Source organism: Pseudomonas sp. BNK-44-b (assembly GCF_047456245.1).
Taxonomy (GTDB): Bacteria; Pseudomonadota; Gammaproteobacteria; order Pseudomonadales; family Pseudomonadaceae; genus Aquipseudomonas; species Aquipseudomonas machongensis.
Genome location: NZ_CP179908.1, coordinates 2546433 through 2569242 on the forward strand (window position 1 = coordinate 2546433; position 22810 = coordinate 2569242).

The following is a 22810-nucleotide window of genomic DNA, read 5'->3' on the forward strand; positions in this document are numbered from 1 at the left end:
TCAGGATTTCACCATCTGCCCAAAACGCCCTGCGTGGTAATCGTCGAATGCTTCGGCGATTTGAGCCTGGGAGTTCATCACGAACGGGCCATAACCAACGATCGGCTCATCGATCGGTTCGCCACTGAGCAACAACACGGTGGCGTCTTCCAGTGCAGTCACGCTGGCATGTTCGCCATCGCGCTCCAGCAACACCAGGCTGGCCGGGCTGACGTCCTGCTGGTCGTTAACCCTTATCGACCCACGCAGTGCAACCAGCGCGGCATTACGCCCCTGCGCAAGCGGCAAATGCAGCGTTGCCCCAGCCTGTAAACGCACGTCCCACACATCCATGGACGTGAACGTCCGGGCAGGTCCCCGATGTCCACGGTAATCGCCTGCTATCATCCGCAGGCTGCCGATACCCTCGCCTAGCGCTACCCGGGGAATCTCAGCATCCAGTAGCGTCTGGTAACCCGCCGGAGTCAGTTTGTCGCGGGCAGGCAAGTTGACCCACAGCTGCACCATCTCAAGCACGCCACCGCTGCGGGCAAAGGCCGGCGAATGGAATTCTTCATGGATGATGCCATTGGCCGCGGTCATCCACTGCACGTCGCCAGGGCCGATCAAGCCGCCGGCGCCGGTGGAGTCTCGGTGTTCGAGTTCTCCCTGGTAGACAATGGTCACGGTCTCGAAGCCGCGATGCGGATGCTGGCCGACTCCGCGACGGGCGTTGGTCGGCGGGAACGTGTGAGGGCCAGCGTAGTCCAGCATCAGGAACGGGCTGATATGGCGTGCCAGTTGATCGTAAGTGAACAGGCTGCGCACGGGGAAACCATCCCCAACCCAATGGGCGTGAGGGCTACGGTGAATACCCAGAATCTTTTTCACGAGATATCTCCTCTCTTGGCTGGCAAGTATTCTACCGATGAACACAATGATGGATTAGGCGGGCAAAATAGCTTTATTTGTCTCATATGCAGGACAATCCTTCCTTGCACCTTCCAATCCGAAGGCTTGCCCGGCCCCGTTGCATTTAGCCGCCGGCTGCCCCAAGCTCAGCCCTTCCTGACCCCGGTACCACTAATGCCCAAACGTAGCCGCTACCTGATCGCACTGCTGCTCATCCTGGCGATCCCAGGGGTGATCGGTTATTTGTGGCGCGCGCCGAAACCGGTGCCCTCCAGCCTGCCGCCGCAGAGCTATGCCAAGGCACTGCGCCAGGCCCACGAAGGTCTTCCGGGGGCAGCCCGGGTGCTCTACCAACAGTTGCAACGCAATGACCTGCCGCCGATCCGGCGCGCTGCGCTCTACGCCGAACTCCCTCACTACCCCTCCCCCCAGGCGCTGAAACTGGCCCAGCAGGACCTCGACCACGGCGATCCCCTTGTACGCCGTGCGGCGATCACCAGCATCCGGCGCCTGCTGCCACCAGCCCAACGCAGTCTGGTCCTCGGCCCTCTGCTCGAGGATGACGACCAGAACGTACGGTTCGCCGTGGTGGATGCATTGCTGGGTCTGGACCCCGATGCCATCGGCCTGTATTTCCGACCGCTGCAGGCCGCCCTGGAGCAATACCAACAAGCACTCGAACAGCGACCCGACGATGCCGAGGCACAAGTCCACCTGGCGCGCCTGTACCTTCACGAGCAGGATTATCCGCAGGCCGAAGCGGCGCTTCAGCGCAGCCTTGCTCTGGCACCGCAGGATCTGCAAGCGCTGGCAACGCGGGTACGCCTGCTGGAGCGCCAAGGCCAGCACGACGCCTCCCGCGAGGTGCTGGGCAAAGCCCTGGCGCTGCGCCCGGACTCTGCGTTTCTGCAATATGAACTGGGCCTGTGGCTCACCCGCCATGATCAACAGGAATACGCCTTGCTGGCTTTTTCCCGTGCCGTGGAACTGGAACCGGACAATGCCGACTACCGATACACGTTGGCCGTCACCCTGCATGACCTTGAACAGGTCGAAGCAGCACAAAAACAGCTGGAAACCCTGCTCGACCGCCAGCCTGCCAATCGTCGAGCTCGGGTACTGCTGATTCGCTACTGGAAGGAAACCGGGCAGCTGCAGAATGTACAAGTCTTGCTCGCCGAACTAGAGCGACAGAACCCAGACGATCCCTATTTGCAACAAGGTTTGTAGAACCCGTTTGAACCCCGACAAAACGCTGGTGGTCCAGTGAGTAGTAGCACGCTGAACGCACGGCCATTTCCGGCCAGGCCACTGCCCTGGGAGATTCGTCTTGTCCGGTTCGCTGTCGTTGGACGAACGCACCCTGATCCTCGCACCCGAGCAGGTTGCAGCGACCGTCGCCAAACTGTTGTCTGGCAGCGGTATTGAATGCCTGTGTACAAGCGACAAGCAGCGCTTTGGCCTATGGCTGGCAGAGGGTGTCGCCGTGGTAATCGTCGACTCGCAGGCGTTGACCGACGACCCGCAGTCACCCCTGCACCTGTTCATCGATAGTCAACCCGAATGGTCCGACCTACCGGTATTGCTGCTCAACACCCATGCGACGACCGTTAATGCGTCGATGTTGCAAGGGTTGGGTAATCTTTCGTACCTGAGTTACCCCTTCGACGAACAGCAACTTCTGGGCACGACGAACCAAGCTCTGCGCGCTCGGCGTCGACAGTACATGGCGCGCAACGCGTTGAGCGCGCTGCACCAGCGCCTGGAAAGCCTACAGACTGGCGACCAGGCCCGACACCAGACTCGCAAGATGGAAGCTATCGGCCATTTGGCCGGCGGCGTTGCCCATGACTTCAACAATCTGCTGACCAGCATCGGCGGTAGCTTCGAATTGATCGACAGGCGTCTGCAGCAAGGACGCACCGAAGGGCTCGACAAAGTCCTGCGCATGGGGCAAGACGCCGTAGCCCGCGGGGCGACGCTGACTCACAGGCTGCTGGCCTTTTCTTCCCGTCAATCGCTGCAGAGTCAGGCGGTGGACCTGCATGCCCTGCTCCAGCCCGCGCGGTTGCAGGCTATATTGGGCAGCTCGGTGAAACTGTCCTTGCGCGTGTCGGATGAACTCTGGCCAGTCGAGGCAGACGACAAACAGTTACGCGAATCGTTGAACAACCTGCTGCTCAACGCCCGGGAAGCCATGCCCAGCGGGGGGCGGCTGTCTATCGAAGCCAGCAACCAGCACATCGACGCTGCACAGTTCCAGGACGCTGGCTTGAGCAGCGGCGACTACCTGCAACTGACCATCAGCGACACTGGCCAGGGCATGTCGCAAGGCACCCTGGAACATGCCTTCGAACCCTTTTTCAGTACCAAGCCCGTTGGCCAAGGCATAGGCCTGGGCTTGTCGATGGTCTATGGGTTCAGCAAACAGTCCCACGGCCACGTAACGGTGGACAGCCAGATTGGCCGGGGCACGCGGGTGGATCTCTACCTGCCGCGCTGCCTGGGCATCCCGCCGCAGGCCTTGGAGGCTGCAAGTACGCCGACGGCGGGGAACTGCCGCGAGGTGTTGATCGTCGAGGACGATCGCGAAGTGCGCGAGCTGCTCTGCCAGGCGTTGTGTGATGACGGCTTCCCCTGCCAAAGCGCCTGCAACGCTACGCAGGCGCTGCACCTTCTGCGTTCCCCACAGCCCATCGCACTGCTTATCAGCGATGTCGGACTGCCAGGCATGAATGGTCGACAGCTCGCCGAGATTGCTCGCACACTACGACCGAACCTGCCTGTCCTGTTCATTACCGGTTACGCGGAAACGGCAATGTCCCGCGAAGGCTTCCTCGCCCCTGGCATGCAACTGATCTGCAAACCCTTCGAGCTGAACCAGTTGAGCCAGCGCGTGGCACAGATGCTCGGGGAAGCATGATCGCAGTCAGGGCTCGAGCATCCGCTGAACCTGGACTGTGAGGCTTTGCAGCGAGAACGGCTTGAGCATGAGTGCGGTGCCTGGCTGGTCGAGAAGGCTGCGTTCGAGAGGCTGCGCGGTATATCCGGTAATGAACAGGATTTTCTGAAGGGGTTTGGCCTGGCGAATCGTCTTGCCCACCTGGCGTCCGCTCATACCACCTGGCAAACCGATATCGGTGATCACCAGGTCGAATACACCACTCTCACGATAGTGCTCCAGCGCCATACCGGAATCACTGGCTTCGATGACGTCAAAGCCATGCTCTACCAACACCTCCTTCATCAATGACCGCAAATTGCCCTCGTCGTCGACCAACAGTATTCGCTCACTCCGGCCCTGCTTCAACGCAGGCACCTCTCCCTCTTCACTGACTTTCGGCAGCTCGCCTGGGTGGCGCGGGAACAGGAGTGTGACCTGAGTACCCTTCCCTGGCGTCGACTCGATCCACACATAACCCCCAGACTGGCGAGCAAATCCGTAGATCATCGGCAGACCAAGCCCGGCGCCACGACCTTTGGGCTTGGTGGTGAAGAACGGCTCGAAAGCACGGCTCACCGCGTCTGCCGGCATGCCCTGCCCATCATCCTGGACGTGAATGGCGACATAATCCCCGGCAGGGATGCTTTCATCGTGCTCCACCCCGTTCACAAATCGTTCGTTGGCCGTCCGAATAGTCAAGCAGCCCCTTTCAACCATCGCATCCTGGGCATTGCTACACAGGTTGAGAATCGCAACCTCCAACTGCCCAGGATCGACCTGCACTGGCCAGGGCGCTACGTCCAGTTGCCAGTTCAATGCGAATTCTGGCCCGAGAGCCTGATGGATCAATGGCTCAAGATCTTGCAACAGGCCGTTCACATCGAGTAGTCGCGGTTGCAATGGTTGGCTGCTGGAAAATGCCAGCAGCCGATGGGTCAGCGCCATCGCACGCTGTACCGACTCGCGCGCCACATGCACGTACTCGTCGATGCGCTCCAAGCGTCCCTGGCCCAAGCGACGCTGGAGCAACTCGAGGCTACCGCCAATGCCCGCCAATAGATTGTTCATCTCATGCGCCATGCCGCCCGCCAATTGGCCAACGGTTTCCATTCGCTGGCTATCACGCAGCAGGCTTTGGGCCTCGCGCAAGATCGTGGTGCGCTCCTCGGTAATATCCCGCCCTACTGCAATCAGCACGTCGCCCTCGGGCCGCGCACTCCAACTCATCCAACGGTAGTACCCATCCTTGTGCCTGAGCCGCGACTCCACCTGTTCGATCACCTTGCCCATCAGCAGATCATTGATCGCCAGGCGAACCTCCGCACGATCAGCGGGATGCACAAGATCGACGAGCGCAATCGCGTTCAGTGACTGCTGTTCCCATCCCAGCACCCGATGCCATGCGTCGTTCGCGGCCAGCAGTTCGAGATCGCGGCTGACGATGATCATCGCATCCCGTGACAGGCGCCAGAGAGGATCACTGTTGGGTAGATGACACCCGATCTGCTGCTCGAAGCTCCGCGCCAGTTCACGCCACTGGCGGATTTGCTCCAAGCTGGCAGTGGTATCGATCGCGGTGTGCAAAAAACCGGCAACCGTACCTTCCTCATCGCGCACGGGGGCGTAACCGAACGCGAACCAGGCATGTTCACCGCTCTCACGATAACGCACCTGGATGGGCGACTCGTCGACAAAACTGGCCCTCCCCTCCAGCGCCTGGAAGACCCGTGGGCCCATTCGCTCCCATTCAACATGCCACAGCTGATCAAAACTTTTCCCTACCTGGCGCTGGTCGTCAGCCAGCAACGCCAGGTAGCTCTGGCTGGGAATCAGAGTCAGCTCCTTGCCCCAGGCCAGTGCGCAGGGAAAGGGCGACAAAAGCATGATATCCACCGCGATACGTAGCGAGGGAGGCCACTGCGACAATGGGCCCAACGGAGTGCTGCCCCAATCGAAGTGGAGAAGATGTTCAGCGCGCACCTCGACCGAGGGTGATGGCGAAACCAGGTGTATGACTTGTGTGGCGCCCTTTCGCGCCTGTTCATCGGCAGCCACGAACAATGCTCCCGGCAAAGGCACCAAGTGGCATGAGCACGTTGGCTGGCAGGGTTTCCGAATCCATGGCAACTCCTGAAGATCATGAAATACCTGAAGGCTAGCACATCGCTATAGAGAACAGCCCGAGGACGATTGCGCTGATCAGCCTGCACCTGTATCGCCCAGCAGGCTTTTTTCAAGGCACTGGTCAAGGAGCAAGTGATCTAGCGACTCCATCAACCGTAATCAATCGCACAGGCAAGGGGTGGTTTGTCTCCACCCATTCACGACATGACTTACAGCGTCACTCGATACGCAAGAGCAAGCTTCTTCATTCATCAAAACGATAGGGAGAAGTCAATGAGCATTTCCAGGTATCTGAACCACCGCGTGACCAATCTCATGCTCTCCGTATTGATCGGCACAACCCCCGTGATCTCGGGATTGGTGGTCATGGACTACCAAATGCACAGACAACTTGAGAAAAAATCGAAGGTCTCCATCGAAGAAGCCGTGTTCGCTATCGATCGTGTACTCGATAGCCTACATGGCGCGGCACTGCAGGCGCAGCCACTGAGTACCCAGCCATGCAGTGAAGTTCAACAAGAACTCGAGAACCAGGCCAGGCGTAACCCGCGGATTCACTCGTTGGTGTTGACCCGCAACGACATCGGATTTTGCAGTAGCCTGGGCACAAAGCCTTTGTACACGCCTCACTTCGCAAAGGGCGAATACCTGCAACTCAACATGAATTCACCGACCATCCCCAACGGTATTCTCGTGGAGTACCGTCTGGTCGCCAATAACCATTCAGTTATCGCCAGCACCTACGGGCTCGAGCTACGCAACGAACTGCGCGGCTTCAAGGACGGGGTCGTGTTGGAACTAGAGTTTGGCGGCCTTTACATCTCGGCCAACGGTGACAGCCGTAACGAAGTACGCCCCTCGCTGTCGGAGTTCTCGCAGAGCGGCGTATCGGAAAAATACGGTTACCTCGTCAGAGCGGGTTATCCTGATGGTTTTACGGCGCGCGAGTCACAATATATCAGGACAAATATCATGCCCTCCCTCGTACTCATCGGCCTGTTCACCTCGGTGCTCGTACTTTGGAGCCTCTTGCGTAAACAATACCCTGTCAAAGGGGTGTTGCCGGTCATTGACCGGTAACACCCTGTTCACAAGGCTAGTCGACGTTAAGCACGCCGCGCCGAACCTGGTCGCGCTCAATGGACTCGAACAGAGCCTTGAAATTACCTTCGCCAAAGCCATCATCGCCCTTGCGCTGGATGAACTCGAAGAATACCGGCCCCAGCAGGGTTTCCGAGAAGATCTGCAGCAACAGGCGCTTGTCGCCAGGCGCGGACGCACCATCGAGCAGAATACCCCGAGCCTGTAGCTGATCGACGGGCTCGCCATGCCCCGGCAGACGCTCTTCGAGCATCTCGTAGTAGGTCTGTGGCGGCGGGGTCATGAAACGCGTGCCGATGGCCTTGAGAGCATCCCAGGTCTTGAGCAGGTCGTCGGTCAGAAAGGCCACGTGCTGAATACCTTCTCCATTGAACTGCATCAGGAACTCTTCGATCTGGCCCGAGCCCTTGGACGATTCCTCGTTCAGCGGAATACGGATCATGCCGTCCGGCGCAGTCATGGCGCGCGAGGTCAGCCCGGTGTACTCGCCCTTGATGTCGAAATAGCGGATCTCGCGGAAGTTGAACAACTTCTCGTAAAAGCCTGCCCAATAGCTCATTCGCCCACGGTAGACATTGTGCGTGAGGTGATCGATGATCTTCAGCCCCGCGCCTGCCGGATTGCGGTCAACGCCTTCGATAAAGTTGAAGTCGATGTCATAGATTGAGCTGCCTTCCTCGAAACGATCAATCAGGTACAGCGGCGCACCGCCGATGCCCTTGATCGCTGGCAGCCGCAGCTCCATCGGGCCCGTTTCGATTTCCACCGGCTGAGCCCCCAGCTCCAATGCGCGGGCATAGGCTTCATGCGCATTGCGCACGCGGAATGCCATACCGCAAACGGACGGACCATGCTCGGCAGCAAAGTAGGAAGCGATGCTCTTGGGCTCGTTGTTCAGGATCAGGTTGATGCCACCCTGGCGATAAAGGTGGACATCCTTGGAGCGGTGAGTGGCCACCTTGGTGAAGCCCAATGCCTGGAATACCGGTTCCAGCACGCCAGGAGTGGGCGAAGCGAACTCGATGAACTCAAAGCCCATCAGGCCCATCGGGTTGTCGAAGATATCAGCCATGTTCGTGTCCTCATCTACAGCAAAAAAAACGGTGTCAAACGCTTGGGATGTCGGACAGACGAGGTGGTGAGCAGGGAATACCCCTCACGCTGCGGGAGAGGAAATCGCCATAGAGAAGCTTGAACCCGTGGTATGCCATATGAACCTGGTCTCGGCTGGGTCGGCTTTCCAGAAGGGAAAGACCTTATTCTTGTATTCGTAAACTGATTCTACAGTGCGTAATTTCCTTTGTCGCGCATTAGTTCGGTACTCCGCCGAAGGTCCGAGCTATCCTTGTGCAACCACCAGTCATACAAGTCTAGACCCGCATGCCTCTTACGGTTAAACGCCCTGCTCGCTGGAGCTGGCGCCGCCTGCTGCCCTGGGCGGTCGGCACACTGCCAATACTGTGCGGCCTGGCGATCATGCACTGGCAGATCGAACGCGATCTGCGAGACAACAGCCAGGCCACCGTCCAGCAGGTCGTCAACCACGTGGAGCGTATCCTGGATGGTGTCTCCACGGCGGCGCAAGCGCTGTTGTCTCTGGCCGGACGCCCGTGTAGCGAAGTCACACTGGCTTTGCGCGAGCAGGTGACGCGCAATGCGTTCGTACGCTCCACCAACCTGTTCAACCACGACACCCTGTATTGCTCCTCGCTGTTGGGCGATTACGACGAACCGGTCAACCCCCTCGACTACACCGAAGGTCAGCTGTGGCTGATGGATGGCAATTCGATCACGCCCGGCCATCCCCTATTGGTGTATCGCACCGGTCAGGAGGGCCGCGGAGCCATCGCCACGGTCGATGGCGACCATCTGCTCACGGCCCTGCGCTTGATTGCCGATGACGAAACGCTGGGGATTCAGATCGGCAGGCACTGGTTGGGTGCCGACGGCCTCGTGCATACCGGCACCCCTCCGACAGCCGCCAGCGCACACGTCTCCCAATACTCGGCACGCTACCCGTTCAGCGTCCACGGTGGCTATGGTCCGGACAAACCGATGGAAGTGCTGCGCAGCCAGTACCCGGCGCTGTTGGGCCTTCTATTGGTCATTGGCGCGTTGATCGGTCTGGCCTGTCGTTGGCAACTGCGACGTGCCTCGTCGTCAAGGGCCGAGTTGAACCGAGCGCTGGAGGCGAACGAGTTCATCCCATACTTTCAGCCGGTGGTGCGCAAGGGTGACTACCGCTGGGCCGGCGCCGAGGTACTGATGCGCTGGCAACACCCGCACGAGGGATTGGTGCGCCCCGACCTGTTCATCCCCTACGCCGAGCACAGTGGGCAGATCGTGCCCATGACCCGTGCCCTGATGCTACTTACCGCCCAAGGCCTGGCGCCCTATTCGGCGCTGATGGAGGACGGCTTCCACATCGGCATCAACATCACCGCCGACCACTGCCGCGACCTGGGACTGCTTGACGATTGCCGCACCTTTCTCCAGCACTTTCCACCTGGCAGGGTGATCCTGACCCTGGAGTTGACCGAACGCAAACTGATCGAAGCGACGCCGATCACCCTGGAGCTGTTCGAAAAGCTTCACCAGATGGGCGTGATGATTGCCCTGGACGACTTCGGCACCGGCCAGTCCAGCCTCAACTACCTGCGGCAGTTCAAGATCGACTACCTGAAGATCGACCAGAGTTTCGTCGCCATGATCGGCAGCGATGCACTGTCACAGCACATCCTCGACACCATCATCGACCTGTCGACCAAGCTGGAGCTGGGCATTGTCGCCGAGGGCGTGGAAACCGACGTTCAGCGTGATTACCTTGCGCGACAACAGGTGGATTTCCAGCAAGGCTACCTGTACGCGCGGCCAATGCCGCTTGAAGAATTCCTTCAGGCGCTCGCTGCACAGCCCGCCAGCTTGCGGTTGCCCCAGGGCGTCCCCCCTGAGATCATGCCCGGCTGATTCGTCCGTTTACTTTCTGCAACCGAGGCTTTCGTGTCAAAAGGCATCATCTCGTCTGTCATGGCATCCTGTCTGTTCGCCGTGATGTACTTCTATACCTCCATGCTCGCGCCGCTCGACGGCGAGGAGATCTTCGGCTGGCGCACCCTGCTGACCCTCCCGTGCCTCACCCTGTTCATGCTGCTTAGCAAGGACTGGAAGCATGTCGGCGAGCTGCTGGCGCGCGTTCGCCAGACCCCTCGCCTGTTACTGGGCATGGTCGGCACGTCATGGCTGCTGGGTATCCAGCTATGGCTGTTCCTCTGGGCGCCGCTGCACGGGCGGAGCCTTGAGGTGTCGATGGGATATTTCCTGCTGCCGCTGGCCATGGTCCTGACCGGCAGAGTGGCCTATGGCGAGCGCCTGTCACGCTTGCAGAAGCTGGCGGTAGGCTGCGCCGCGCTTGGCGTTGGTCACGAGCTGTACCAGCATGGCAGTTTCGCCTGGGAGACGCTGGTGGTTGTGATCGGCTACCCGATCTATTTCGTGCTGCGCCGACGCTGCCGCACCGACCACCTGGGCGGCTTGTGGTGCGACATGTGCCTGTTGCTGCCATGGGCCTTGTACTTCGTGATCCAAGGCCCGCTGTCGAGTGCCGACCTGGCTGCACATCCAGGCCTGTACGCCCTGATCCCACTGCTGGGAGCGATCAGCGCTTCGGCGCTGATCGTCTACGTGCTCGCCAGTCGCCTGCTGCCGTTCGGTCTGTTCGGCCTGCTCAGCTACGTCGAACCGGTGCTGCTGGTCGGCGTAGCCCTGCTACTGGGCGAGAGCATCGCGCCTGACCAGTGGCTGACCTACCTGCCGATCTGGGCTGCGGTGCTGGTGCTGGTGCTCGAAGGCATCAAGCACCTGCTGCGTCAGCGTCGTCGCTCGGTGTAAGACGCACCTGCCGCACCCGCCTCTCCTCCACCGCCACCACCGTCATGGTCCAGCCGTTCCAGGCCAGTCGATCGCCTACCACCGGCAGGCGATCCAGCAGGCTCATCACCAAGCCCGCCAGGGTCTGGTAATCCTCGGTGGCGCGGGCGACGAAGCCGGTACGCGCCTGAACCTGGCTCAGGTTCAGGGCACCACTGACCACGAAACCGCCCGACTCCTCGACGATCCCCGGCCCTTCCACCTCACTGGCGTCCGGCAATTCGCCAGCGATGGACTCGAGGATGTCGGTCATGGTCAGTACGCCGGTGAAGTCACCAAATTCGTTGACCACGAAGGCAATGTGGGTGGACTGACCACGCATCTGCTCCAGCGCGTTGAGAATACTGAAACTCTCCAGCAGGTTCAGCGGTGTACGCACCATGCTTTCAAGGTCTGGCTGATTGCCCGAGAGCAACTCCTTGAGCAACTCCTTCTTGTGCACGAAGCCCAGTGGCTCGTCGATACGACCGTCACGAATCAACGGCAGTCGCGAGTAGGGCGAGTTGACCAGGACCTGCGTAATGGCTTCATCCGACAGCGCCAGATCAATGGCATCCACCTCGGCACGCACAGTCATCACGGTGCGTATCGGTCGCTCGGCCAGGTTCAGCACACCGCTGATCATCACCCGCTCGCGGCGGTCGAACAGCACATGCTCTTCCCCCCCTTCGACCAGGTCGGCGATCTCCTCGCCCACTTCATCGGCCTCGATACGTCGCCCCCCCAGCAAGCGCAGTACAGCATGCGCCGTGCGCTCGCGCAGCGGCTTGTGCTGCTGCAGGCTGCGTTTGCGGCGGGCCCGAGCCACCTGGTTGAACAGCTCGATCAGGATCGAGAAACCGATCGCCGCATACAGATAGCCTTTAGGGATATGGAAGCCCAGGCCTTCGGCAGTCAGGCTGAAACCGATCATCATCAGGAAGCCCAGGCACAGCATGATCACGGTCGGGTGAGCGTTGACGAAACGGGTCAGCGGCTTGCTGGCAACGATCATGATACCGATGGAGAAGATCACTGCGATCATCATCACCGAGAGCTGCTCGACCATGCCAACGGCCGTGATCACCGCATCCAGCGAGAACACCGCATCGAGTACGACGATCTGCGCGACGATGGGCCAGAAGGCAGCGTGACGCACAGCGCCGGTGCTCTGGGCCACATGCCCTTCCAGGCGCTCGTGCAACTCCATGGTGGCCTTGAACAACAGGAACACACCACCGAACAGCATGATCAGGTCACGGCCAGAGAAGCTCTTGCCCCAGACCTCGAACAACGGCGCGGTCAGGGTCACCATCCACGAGATGGAGGCCAACAGGCCCAGGCGCATCAGCAATGCCAAGGTCAAACCGATCACCCGGGCACGGTCGCGCTGATGCGGCGGCAACTTGTCGGCGAGGATGGCGATGAAGACCAGGTTGTCGATACCCAGTACCAGCTCGAGGACGATAAGCGTCAACAGGCCTAGCCAGGCCGTGGGGTCAGCTAGCCATTCCATTAGCGGGTACTCTCGGGAGAAACGTCACGAAGACGCGGAAAGGATGGCCAGGACGGCCGAAGACTGGGGGGCTCCGCGAAGGTGCTCATAAATACCTTGATAGAAATTTGGGAAGGTGATCCTACAATCGAAGCAGGTTTTCCTGACAGTGTGAAACTATTACAAAAGCTGTAACAGCTCCAATTGAGCACTTTCATTCAATACCAGGGCCTCAACGGTGAGCCAGGATGCGTGACCTCATTCAACATCAAGGAAGCCCTTCATGAGCCTGTCACTGTCCATGGCCGCCTTCGCCTTGGCGGCCTCGATTTCTCCTGGCCCTGTGAATATAGTCGCCCTCGGCAGTGGTGCACGTCATGGGCTGCGTGCCAGCCTGGGCCATGCTGCAGGCGCCAGCCTGGGGTTCTGCCTGCTGCTGGTACTGATCGGCCTGGGGCTGCATGAAGTGCTGCTGCGCTGGCCAGTGATAGGCCGCCTGCTGCATTGGGGTGGGGTGTTGTTCCTGTTGTACATGGCCTGGAAGCTGTCCAGCGACAACGGCCAGCTGAACGCCAGCCATCAGACGCAGGCGCCGTCGTTCTGGCACGGTGCTGTGATGCAATGGCTCAACCCCAAGGCCTGGCTGGCTTCAGTGGCCGGAATCGGCGCCTACACCGGCGGCGATCAGCAACTGCTGTGGCTGTTCACCTGGCTGTATGCACCCATCTGCTTCGTCTCAGTGGCCAGCTGGGCGTGGGCTGGCAGCGTGATCAGTCAGTACCTGGGAAACCCGCGTCACATGCGTCTGTTCAATCGCGGTTTGGCGGTACTGCTGGTCGCCAGCGCGGTGTACCTGGTACTGGGCTAACGCGCTCAACCGCCGCTGCGGTAATGCCCTGGCGTGGCGGCCAGATGCTGCTTGAAGGCCCGCTGCAGATGCGCCTGATCGGCGAAGCCCGCCTCCAGCGCCACCTCGGCGATCCCGCGTCCGCGACGCAATTGCGCCCGGGCGTGCTGTACCCGCTGGTCGACCAGATACCCATGGGGCGTCAAGCCAAAGCGTCGGCGGAACGCGCGAATCAGATACGCCCGCGACAACCCCGCGGCGGCGCAGATATCGTCAAGGCTCAAAGGGTCGAGGCGATGGGCACGAATGAAGGCCGCTGCCGCTTCCAGACGCGGATGTGCCTGCGAATGCGCGCCGGGCGCTGCCTCGAGGTATCCCGGCAGTGCCTTGAAGAACGCCTTCAGCATCGTTTCACGGGCGTCGGTATCGCCATCGAACAGCCCGGCGAAGAGCTGCAACAGACGCGCATAGAGCGCTGGCGACTCGCTGTAGGTTGCCTGGGGCAGGACGAAGCCCTGCGCCTCAAGCCAGGGCAGGTCGACGTACAACATCAGGTACGACCAGACTTCACCCTCGATCGGATTGCACGCATGTACCACACCGGGGTTCATCAACACCGTGGCGCCGGCCGAAAGCTCGCGCCAGGTATCGCCGGACAGGTAGCTGCTGCGCCCGCCCGTCACCACACCCACGGAAAAGCCTTCATGCGAATGCGGGCCATAGCAGACCTGGCGCCCATCTCCCACCCGCCGCGCCTCGACGAAGGGCAACGCTGGATCGCGCCAGAACCGCGACACTTCGATCATCGTCCGCGCCTCATGCCTCACCGCCTTGTACCACGACCAGCAACTGCGCCTGGCACTCACCGACCGAGCGCAGCCGATGCGGTGTCTGCGCGTTGAAATGCAGGGCATCGCCCTGCTCCAGCAAGACCCGCTCAGACATGAAATCGACCTCGACCTGGCCCGCATGGACGAACAGAAATTCCTCGCCCTGGTGCTCCTTGAACGTGGGATCACTGAAATCTCGGGGTGGCTGAACAAGAAAGGGTAACAGGCTGCGCTGCCCGATCTGTGACGTCAGCACCGTATAACCCGGGCCTGCACCATCACCTACCAGGGCCTGGCGCTCACCGCTGCGCACCAGGCTGTAGCGCGCCTGGAGAGTGTGATCTTCGGCAAACAATTCTTCGACATTGACGTTCAATGCCCTGGCCAGCTTCAACGCCGCCGCGATCGAAGGGGTGTTCAACCCACGCTCGACCTTCGACAAGTAGCTCTTGGTCATGCCGGATTTCTCAGCCAGCACCTCCAGGGTAATGCCCAGTTTCTTTCTCAGCAGTTTCAAGCGGATAGACATGCGGCGCGGTTTTCCCGTGTGAACGGCCTTGCTAATGACACTTTGTGTCATGTAGATTGTTTTGTGTCATGTGATTGACCGCCCCTCTCCCGATCAAAGCAGCGGGGCGGGCAAGCACTGGCATCATCAGCACGCCACAGAGGATATCCCCATGGCCAACACCCTGACACTCGGCAAAGAGCAACTGGTGCACAAAGCGCTGGCACAGATGCAAGGCTCACTCGCCGATAATACGTGGACTGTACGCGAAAAGCTGGCCCTGACCTGTCGAATTCTCTTCGACCATGGCCATGACTCGGGCCTGGCCGGGCAGATCAGCGCCCGAGGCCCGCAACCCGGCACGTTCTACACCCAGCAACTGGGCCTGGGCTTCGACGAGATCAGTGCCAGCAACCTGCTGCTGGTCAACGAAGACCTGGAGGTGCTCGAAGGCCAAGGCATGCCCAACCCCGCCAACCGCTTTCACAGCTGGGTGTACCGCGCCCGGCCAGATGTGAACTGCATCATCCACACCCACCCCACCCACGTTGCCGCCCTGTCGATGCTGGAGGTGCCGCTGCAGGTCTCGCACATGGACCTGTGCCCGCTGTACGACGATTGCGCGTTCCTCGGCGCCTGGCCTGGCGTACCGGTGGGCAACGAAGAAGGCGAGATCATCAGCCAGGCCCTGGGTGACAAGCGCGCCATCCTGCTTTCGCACCACGGCCAGCTGTCCACCGGCACCAGTATCGAGCAGGCTTGCGTCTATGCCCAATTGATCGAACGCGCCGCGCGCCTTCAGTTGCTGGCGATGTCCGCCGACAGCATCAAACCCATCGACCCGCAGCTTGGTCGTGAAGCCCACGACTGGATCGACCGCCCCAAGCGCCACGGCGCCTCGTTCAACTACTTCGCCCGGCAGAGCCTGCGCAAACACGCCAACTGCCTTGACTGACCCCTGAATGCCTTGCTTGCGGAGCCACCCATCATGACCACAGAATTCCACGGCATCATCGGCTACACCATCACCCCGTTCAGCCAGGACGGCGAACAGCTCGACCTGCCTGCCCTGGGCCAGTCCATCGATCGCCTCATCGACAGCGGCGTGCACGCAATCGCTCCACTGGGCAGCACCGGTGAAGGCGCCTACCTGAGCGACAGCGAATGGCATCAAGTCGCCCAATACAGCCTCGAACGCATTGCCAAGCGCGTGCCCAGCATCGTCAGCGTCTCCGACCTGACCACCGCTGGCGCGATCCGCCGCGCCCGCTTCGCCCAGCAGCACGGTGCCGATGCGGTGATGGTGCTGCCGTCGGCCTACTGGAAGCTCAGTGCAGCCGAGATCCTCACGCATTACCGCAGCATCGGCGCTGCGGTCGACCTGCCGATCATGCTCTACAACAACCCCGCCACCAGCGGCACTGATATGCCGGTGGAACTGATCCTGCGCATTGTCCGCGAGGTGGACAACGTCACCATGGTCAAGGAGAGTACTGGCGACATCCAGCGCATGCACAGGCTGCAACTGCTCGGTGAAGGCCAGGTGCCGTTCTACAACGGCTGCAATCCGCTGGCGCTGGAGGCCTTCGTGGCCGGAGCCAAGGGCTGGTGCACCGCTGCGGCCAACCTGATTCCAGGATTGAACCAGCAACTTTACCAAGCCGTGCGCAATGCCGATCTCGAGCAGGCGAAAGCCTTGTTCTATCGTCAGTTGCCGCTGCTTGACTTCATTCTCAAAGGCGGTCTGCCGGCCACCATCAAGGCCGGCCTGGGCATGACCGGGCTGGCAGTGGGCGAGCCGCGGCGGCCAGTGTTCGGGCTGGATGAGCAGGGTCGTGGCGTGCTGAAGGATCTGCTGCACGACTTGCAGGATCGTTGAAAGCCCGAAAGATTGATGGTTGTGCCATGACTCTCGTGGCTGCGGGCTCGGAAGGGCCCGCAACACCCTGAAAAATCTTCGCCAACCCTGAATTTTGCCTCAGCTCGTCCGTTCGATATGCTGCCCCTCCAAAACGGACCATGACGGTTCCGTCCTGCTATCAAGGATGTGTTCGTGCCAGATCCACGCTTGTCCCTTGCATTGCTCGGCCTTGCCACTATCCTGCTGCTCGGTGGCTGCCAGAGCGGGCCCAAGGCCGACGCTGCGCCACCTGTCGACCCCAAGGCTCGCCAGGCCTTCATCGAGCAGACCATGGGCATGCTGCACCACGACATGCTGGCTGCCACCGGCGGCCAGATGGCTGGAGTGCTCAACCTGGAAGTCACCCTGGATCGCGACAGCCGCCCGATCGCCTGCAGTACCCATCGTGCCAAGGCGAGCCTGGCCGTGCAGTTCCCTCAAGACATGACCGCCACCGACCGCAAACTCTTGGCCAGTACCGTCCAGAGCCAGTGCTGGAAAACTGTCTACCCCAAAGTGCCCGCCGGGATGCAGGGTGACAAGGGAGAGGTGCAACTGGTCGCGCCGTTGGTCCTGCTCAGGCCGCCCTATGTGTCGGAACGTGAGCAGCAACGACGCCAGCAGCATGCCGATAATCAGTTTCTGTGGCGGACGCTGATGCGCGATGAACCAGTCGACAGCGTAGGCCTGGCCCTGATCCGCTACCAAGCAGATGCCGCAGGCCGGGTAACAGGCTGCCTGGTTGAGCTTGCCCCGCACCCGGTGCGCAAGGACGCGTTTCGCATGGACGGAGCCCTCCAGGCCCGGCTCAACCGGCAGTGCCTGAACCTCGACCTGGGGCAGATGCCAGGGTTCGCGCCAGACGCGCATGGCAATTTCGCCGGTAACGGGTTGCTCGAGTACGCGCCCTGGAAAGTCGGCCGTGATTAGGCTGTGTCTGGTTCCGAGGCCTTCAGGTCGGTACCGTCATGCCAATGAAGTTCGCCAGCTCCGCGGTACGCGGAGCGGCGAACAGCTCGCCGGGATCGCCCACCTCATGCACCTTGCCCTGGTGCATGAACACTAGCTTGTCGCCCACCTCACGGGCAAAGCGCATCTCGTGGGTGACCATGATCAGGGTCATGCCTTCGCTGGCCAGTTGCCGCACCACACCCAGCACCTCGTTGACCAGCTCCGGATCCAGCGCCGAGGTGATCTCGTCGCACAGCAAGACCTTGGGCGACATCGCCAGCGCGCGGGCGATCGCCACCCGCTGCTGCTGCCCGCCCGAGAGGCGATCCGGGTAGGCGTCGAACTTCTCCGCCAGCCCCACCCTGGCCAGCATGCGCTCGGCCAACTCACGCGCCTGCGCCTTGCCGGTGTTCTTCACCACTTGCGGCGCCAGCATCACGTTCTCGCCCACGGTCAGGTGCGGGAACAGATTGAACTGCTGGAACACCATCCCGACCTTCTGCCGCAAGGCGCGCAAGTCGGCACGGCTGGCGTCGAGGTATTCACCGTCCACCTCGATCACCCCGTCGCTGATCGACTCAAGGCCGTTCAGCGTGCGCAGGAAGGTACTCTTGCCCGAGCCACTGCGGCCGATGATCGCGACCACTTCGCCCTCTTCGATGCTCAGGTCGACGCCCTTGAGCACGTGATTGTCGCCGTAGTACTTGTGCAGCGCGGACACTCTAAGCAGGGGCATGCAGCCTCCTTTCCAGATAACGGGCGCTCAGCGAGAGCGGATAACAGAGGATGAAATAGCCCAGCGCGACCAGGCCATAGACCATGAAGGGTTCGAAGGTGGCGTTGGCGATCATGCCGCCGGTCTTGGTCAGTTCGGTGAAGCCGATGATCGAGGTCACCGCCGTGCCCTTGACCACCTGCACCGAAAAGCCCACGGTCGGCGCGATGGCGATGCGCAGTGCCTGGGGCAGGATGACGTGGCGCAACTGCTCCATACGGCTGAGCGCCAGGCTGCCGGAGGCCTCCCACTGGCCACGTGGAATCGACTCCACGCAACCCCGCCAGATCTCGGCGAGAAACGCACTGGTGAACAAGGTCAGGGAGATCGCCGCCGCCATCCATGCCGAGACGTCGATGCCGAACAGCGCAATGCCAAAGAACACCATGAACAACTGCATCAATAGCGGTGTGCCCTGAAACAGCTCGATGTAGCCACGGGCCAGGCGCCTTGGCAGTGCCCGCTCGGAAATGCGCCCGATCAGTACCAGCAACCCGGCCAGGCCGCCACAGGCGAATGCCACCAGCGACAAGGCCAGTGTCCATTGAAGGCCCGTCAGCAGGTTGCGCAGGATGTCCCAGAAGGTGAAGTCCATTCAGCGTTTCCCCATCAGCAGGCGCTGCCCGATCCAGCTCAGCAACTGGCGCACGAGGATGGCCATCAGCAGGTACAGGACGGTGGTCAGCAGGTAGGTCTCGAACGCACGGAAGTTGCGCGACTGGATGAAGTTGGCGGCGAACGACAGTTCCTCGGTGGCAATCTGCGAGCACACTGCGGAGCCGAGCATGACGATCACGATCTGGCTGGTCAGCGCCGGCCAGACCTTGGCCAGCGCAGGCCGCAGGACCACGTGGCGGAACGCCTCGAACCGGCTCATGGCCAGGGCCGCTGCGGCTTCCAGTTGCCCCCGGGGAATCGCCTGGATACCGGCGCGAATGATCTCGGTGGAATAGGCCCCCAGGTTGATCACCATCGCCAGCACTGCCGCCTCCCATTCGCTCAGGCGCACGCCCAGCGCGGGCAGGCCGAAGAAGATGAAGAACAGCTGCACGATGAACGGCGTGTTGCGGATCAGTTCCACGTACAGGCCGAACAGCAGGTCGAACGGGCGCAGGCGCCAGGCCCGCACACCGGCGCCGATCACGCCGATGGCAAGGCCGAGCACGGTGCCGATGGCGGTCAGCTGCAGGGTGAACAGGGCCCCCTTGAGCAGCAGGTCACCCTGGGCGAGCACGGGGGCGAAGTCGAATTGATAAGCCATGGCTAGAGGTGTCCGCAGCCGCTCAAAGATCGGCAGGGAGAGGTTGCTTGAGCCATTTCTCGGCATTGCGGTTCAGGCTACCGTCGGCCTTCGCTGCGGCCAGGCTGCTATTGACCTTCTCCAGCAGCGCCGCCTCGTTCTTGGCCACACCCACGTAAACCGGCGAGTCCTTCAGCTTGACCTTCACCACCGGCACCTTGGCCGGGTTCTTCTCGGCGATGGCCGACATCACCACGCTGCCGCTGGCAATCAACTGGACCTGCCCGGAAAGGTAGGCGGCGATGGTCGAGTTGTTGTCTTCGAAGCGCTTGATCACCGCATCCTTGGGTGCCACGGCGGTCAGGGCCATGTCTTCGATCGAGCCGCGGGTGACGCTGATGGTCTTGCCGGCCACCGCGCCGATGTCATCGATCTTCGTCTCGGCCGGACCGAACACGGCCAGGTAGAACGGCGCGTAGGGCTGCGAGAAGTCGATCACGGCCTCACGCTCAGGGTTCTTGCCCAGGCTCGAGATCACCAGGTCGACCTTGCCCGTGGTCAGGAAAGGGATGCGGTTGGTGCTGTTGACCGGGGTCAGGGCCAGCTTCACACCGAGCTTGTCGGCCAGCAGTTGCGCGGTATCGATATCCAGGCCACGGGGCTTCATGTCCGGGCCGACCGAACCGAACGGCGGGAAGTCCTGGGGCACGGCCACCTTGAGCACGCCACGGGCACTGATATCGGCCAGCGCGTCGGCCTGAGCCAACGGCAGGGCCAGGGAGGTGCCACAGAACAGGGTTGCCAGGAGCAGGGAGCGGAACGTCATGGGTAGGCCTCGCAGGAACTCGGGTGATGGGACTGACCTGGCCATTGCAGGGGGCATGCCAGTCTGCGCTCAACCCCGTTGCGAAACGCTGCCAGGCCCGTGACTGCAAGGTCTTACTGGTCTGAACAGTTGCAGCGCATGGTCATCCTCTGCCCCGCAATGCGCCCCGCTTTCGTGCAGGGCCCTGAGGGGCTGCGCCAGGTTGGCGCAACGCTTGCCAGCACGGTCCGTTCACCGTAAAACGTCAGCGTCATAGCCCTCTGACTGGTCTGAACAGCATGCTCGACACCCTCCCCCGCGCCGTCCCGGAACTGGCACTGCAGGCCATCCGCAAGCTTATCGATGAAGGCGGTTACCAGCCGGGTGATGCCCTGCCCTCGCAACGCGACCTGGCCGAACGGCTTGGTGTCAGCCGCGCCTCACTGCGCGAGGCGCTGTCGTCGCTCAGTGCACTGGGGCTGGTGAGCGTGCAGCCGGGCAAAGGCGTCTTCGTGCAGAGCCCGACACCCAGCGGATTTTCCTGGCCCTATGCCGAACAGGTGTCGGCGGCTGATACCTTCCAACTGCGCTATGCGCTGGAGGGTTTCGCCGCCGGGCAGGCTGCGCTGGCACTGACCGCCGATCACATCGACAGGCTCCAGGCCAACGTCGAGGCCATGCGCCAGGAGCTGCGCAACGGGCGCTTCGAGCAGGCGGCGCGGCTCGATTTCGAGTTCCATCAGTTGCTGCTGCAGGCCTGTGGCAACCAGGCGATGCTGCAGGTGATCACCACCAGCCAGGAAATTTTCCTGGAGAGCCAGAAGCTGCCGTTCATTCGCCCTGAGCGGGCCATGGAGACCTGGCAGGAACATCGCAAGATCCTCAAGGCCCTCGAGCGCAGGTCGCAAGCCGGGGCGCAGCGAGCGATGCAGGAGCATATCCGCAACGCTGCCTCGCGTACCGGGGTGGTATTCGCCGTCTGAGCGAGGACTGCCGTGCGCGACGGATTACCGGTTGAAACAGATATCCCGGTGTCGCCCTCAAGGATGCACCGACCCCCGCCCTCCGCTCTACTGGCCCTGACAATGAGACGACACGGCTCGACCGTGTCCACCCCCGCCAGGCTGCCTATGACAACCGGAGAGCATTCGCATGTCTGTATCCCATGAAGTATCCCCCGCCACCCTGCGTCGGGTGATTGCCGCCTCGGCCATCGGCAACTTCGTCGAGTGGTTCGATTTCGCGGTATACGGTTTTCTCGCCACGCTGATCGCGAGCCAGTTCTTCGCCAGCCAGGACGCCAGTGTCGCCCTGCTCAAGACCTTTGCCGTCTTCGCCGTGGCCTTCGCCCTGCGTCCGCTGGGCGGCATCGTGTTCGGCGCATTGGGCGATCGCCTGGGACGCAAGCGCATCCTGTCGCTGACCATCCTGCTCATGGCGGGCTCCACCACGCTCATCGGGCTGCTGCCGACCTACGCCAGCATCGGCATCGCCGCGCCCGTACTGCTGACCCTGGCGCGCTGCCTGCAAGGTTTTTCCGCCGGTGGCGAATACGCCGGGGCCTGCGCTTACCTGATGGAGCATGCGCCTCGGGAAAAACGTGCGTTCTACGGTAGTTTCGTGCCAGTTTCGACCTTCTCGGCATTCGCCTGCGCGGCGGTCATTGCCTATGCCCTTGAAGCCAGCCTGACGCCGGACGCCATGAACAGCTGGGGCTGGCGCGTGCCTTTCCTGATCGCCGCGCCGCTGGGTCTGGTCGGGCTCTACCTGCGCTGGCGCATGGAGGAAACACCGGCCTTCCGCGAAGCCATCGCCGAGGGCCGCGAGCACGAACATTCGCCACTCAAGGAAACGCTGCGCCACCATGGCCGGGCGATCCGCAACCTGGGCGCGTTCATCTCACTGACGGCGTTGTCGTTCTACATGTTCACCACCTACTTCGCCACCTACCTGCAACTGGTCGGCAACCTCAGCCGCGCCCAGTCGCTACTGGTCACCACCGTGGCGCTGCTGTTCGCAGCGGCTGGCTGCCCGCTGGCAGGTGCCTTTTCCGACTGGATCGGACGCCGCCGAACCATTGGCTTCACATGCCTCTGGGTGATGGTCTGCGTGTTCCCGGCTTACTGGCTGGCAAGCTCCGGCTCGATGGCGGGCGCGTTGCTGGGGGTGATCCTGCTGGCGGTAGGCGCTTTGTCCAGCGGGGTGGTCACCGCGGCCTTGCTGTCGGAGAGCTTCCCGACCCGCACCCGCTACACCGCCTCGGCCATCACCTACAACGTCGCCTATACACTTTTCGGCGGCACCGCGCCGCTGGTGGCGACCTGGCTTATCGGCCAGACCGGCAGCAGCCTGGCGCCGGCCTTCTACCTGGTGGTTATCGCCCTGGTGGCGCTGGTTGGCGGGCTGGCGCTACCGGAGACTTCACGCATCTCCCTGCATGAGGAATCGCTGGGGAGCCAGCCAGCCTCGGTCTGACATCACCGGAGCCGGCGG

The 22810-nt window shown here is 61.7% G+C and carries 21 protein-coding genes; 11 read left to right on the top strand and 10 right to left on the bottom strand.

Going from position 1 to position 22810, the window contains the following annotated elements:
• Positions 1–870 (bottom strand): pirin family protein, encoded by an 870-nt coding sequence (locus ACMGGG_RS11470; RefSeq protein WP_414155514.1) that lies wholly within the window; start codon positions 868–870, stop codon positions 1–3.
• Between the two features lie 195 nt (positions 871–1065).
• Between ACMGGG_RS11470 and ACMGGG_RS11475 the strand changes: the two genes are divergently transcribed.
• Entirely contained in the window at positions 1066–2121 is a 1056-nt protein-coding gene (locus ACMGGG_RS11475) for a HEAT repeat domain-containing protein (RefSeq protein WP_054890683.1), read from the top strand.
• A 100-nt stretch (positions 2122–2221) separates the two neighbouring features.
• Positions 2222–3814, top strand: a complete 1593-nt coding sequence (locus tag ACMGGG_RS11480) for a response regulator (protein ID WP_414155515.1) — start codon at positions 2222–2224, stop codon at positions 3812–3814.
• Positions 3815–3820: 6 nt separating this feature from the next.
• Here the strand turns inward: ACMGGG_RS11480 and ACMGGG_RS11485 are convergent, their stop codons facing one another.
• Positions 3821–5890: a PAS domain-containing sensor histidine kinase gene (locus ACMGGG_RS11485; protein WP_063544991.1), complete on the bottom strand. Its 2070-nt coding sequence runs from the start codon at positions 5888–5890 to the stop codon at positions 3821–3823.
• 342 nt (positions 5891–6232) lie between these two features.
• Here ACMGGG_RS11485 and ACMGGG_RS11490 point away from each other — a divergent pair, with 342 nt between their 5' ends.
• Positions 6233–7039, top strand: coding sequence for a CSS-motif domain-containing protein (locus ACMGGG_RS11490; RefSeq protein WP_162714401.1), 807 nt, complete (start codon positions 6233–6235; stop codon positions 7037–7039).
• Positions 7040–7055: 16 nt separating this feature from the next.
• On the opposite strand, the gene hppD is transcribed toward ACMGGG_RS11490, so the two are convergent.
• Positions 7056–8132, bottom strand: coding sequence for a 4-hydroxyphenylpyruvate dioxygenase (gene hppD, locus ACMGGG_RS11495; protein ID WP_063544992.1), 1077 nt, complete (start codon positions 8130–8132; stop codon positions 7056–7058).
• 308 nt (positions 8133–8440) lie between these two features.
• Between hppD and ACMGGG_RS11500 the strand changes: the two genes are divergently transcribed.
• Together ACMGGG_RS11500 and rarD are read left to right on the top strand one after the other, a co-directional pair.
• Positions 8441–10027, top strand: coding sequence for an EAL domain-containing protein (locus ACMGGG_RS11500; RefSeq protein ID WP_414155516.1), 1587 nt, complete (start codon positions 8441–8443; stop codon positions 10025–10027).
• 33 nt (positions 10028–10060) lie between these two features.
• Entirely contained in the window at positions 10061–10948 is an 888-nt protein-coding gene (rarD, locus tag ACMGGG_RS11505) for an EamA family transporter RarD (RefSeq protein WP_054890689.1), read from the top strand.
• On the opposite strand, the gene ACMGGG_RS11510 is transcribed toward rarD, so the two are convergent.
• The gene (locus ACMGGG_RS11510; protein ID WP_112898340.1) at positions 10911–12482 is read right to left on the bottom strand and encodes a TerC family protein; all 1572 of its coding nucleotides are present in this window, start codon (positions 12480–12482) and stop codon (positions 10911–10913) included. The genes rarD and ACMGGG_RS11510 overlap by 38 nt on opposite strands.
• Before the next feature lie 262 nt (positions 12483–12744).
• Here ACMGGG_RS11510 and ACMGGG_RS11515 point away from each other — a divergent pair, with 262 nt between their 5' ends.
• Complete coding sequence (locus ACMGGG_RS11515; RefSeq protein ID WP_063544995.1) at positions 12745–13329, top strand: LysE family translocator; 585 nt, start codon at positions 12745–12747, stop codon at positions 13327–13329.
• Between the two features lie 5 nt (positions 13330–13334).
• Here ACMGGG_RS11515 and ACMGGG_RS11520 read toward each other — a convergent pair whose 3' ends face one another.
• A complete protein-coding gene (locus ACMGGG_RS11520) occupies positions 13335–14114 on the bottom strand; it encodes an AraC family transcriptional regulator (RefSeq protein ID WP_112898341.1) in 780 nt (259 codons plus the stop codon).
• A gap of 10 nt (positions 14115–14124) precedes the next feature.
• Positions 14125–14667, bottom strand: a complete 543-nt coding sequence (locus ACMGGG_RS11525; protein WP_054890693.1) for a helix-turn-helix domain-containing protein — start codon at positions 14665–14667, stop codon at positions 14125–14127.
• A gap of 151 nt (positions 14668–14818) precedes the next feature.
• On the opposite strand from ACMGGG_RS11525, the gene ACMGGG_RS11530 reads away from it, so the two are divergent.
• The 3 genes from ACMGGG_RS11530 to ACMGGG_RS11540 all read left to right on the top strand — a co-directional run bounded on the left by ACMGGG_RS11530 (position 14819) and on the right by ACMGGG_RS11540 (position 17476).
• Entirely contained in the window at positions 14819–15601 is a 783-nt protein-coding gene (locus tag ACMGGG_RS11530; RefSeq protein WP_414155517.1) for an aldolase, read from the top strand.
• Between the two features lie 33 nt (positions 15602–15634).
• Positions 15635–16525 (top strand): dihydrodipicolinate synthase family protein, encoded by an 891-nt coding sequence (locus tag ACMGGG_RS11535; RefSeq protein ID WP_414155518.1) that lies wholly within the window; start codon positions 15635–15637, stop codon positions 16523–16525.
• 174 nt (positions 16526–16699) lie between these two features.
• On the top strand, positions 16700–17476 hold the full coding sequence (locus tag ACMGGG_RS11540; protein ID WP_151924613.1) for a hypothetical protein: 777 nt from the start codon (positions 16700–16702) through the stop codon (positions 17474–17476).
• Positions 17477–17498: 22 nt separating this feature from the next.
• Here ACMGGG_RS11540 and ACMGGG_RS11545 read toward each other — a convergent pair whose 3' ends face one another.
• The 4 genes from ACMGGG_RS11545 to ACMGGG_RS11560 are packed head-to-tail and all read right to left on the bottom strand — an operon-like array spanning position 17499 to position 20338.
• Positions 17499–18233: an amino acid ABC transporter ATP-binding protein gene (locus ACMGGG_RS11545; protein ID WP_112898343.1), complete on the bottom strand. Its 735-nt coding sequence runs from the start codon at positions 18231–18233 to the stop codon at positions 17499–17501.
• Complete coding sequence (locus ACMGGG_RS11550) at positions 18220–18867, bottom strand: amino acid ABC transporter permease (RefSeq protein WP_054890698.1); 648 nt, start codon at positions 18865–18867, stop codon at positions 18220–18222. Before ACMGGG_RS11550 ends, ACMGGG_RS11545 begins: the two co-directional genes overlap by 14 nt.
• Positions 18868–19533, bottom strand: coding sequence for an amino acid ABC transporter permease (locus ACMGGG_RS11555; RefSeq protein ID WP_054890699.1), 666 nt, complete (start codon positions 19531–19533; stop codon positions 18868–18870). It abuts the gene before it with no gap.
• A 22-nt stretch (positions 19534–19555) separates the two neighbouring features.
• Entirely contained in the window at positions 19556–20338 is a 783-nt protein-coding gene (locus ACMGGG_RS11560; RefSeq protein WP_063544998.1) for a transporter substrate-binding domain-containing protein, read from the bottom strand.
• A gap of 278 nt (positions 20339–20616) precedes the next feature.
• Between ACMGGG_RS11560 and ACMGGG_RS11565 the strand changes: the two genes are divergently transcribed.
• Positions 20617–21300, top strand: a complete 684-nt coding sequence (locus tag ACMGGG_RS11565; protein WP_054890701.1) for a FadR/GntR family transcriptional regulator — start codon at positions 20617–20619, stop codon at positions 21298–21300.
• Positions 21301–21469: 169 nt separating this feature from the next.
• Complete coding sequence (locus ACMGGG_RS11570; protein WP_054890702.1) at positions 21470–22792, top strand: MFS transporter; 1323 nt, start codon at positions 21470–21472, stop codon at positions 22790–22792.
• Positions 22793–22810: the final 18 nt, after the last annotated feature.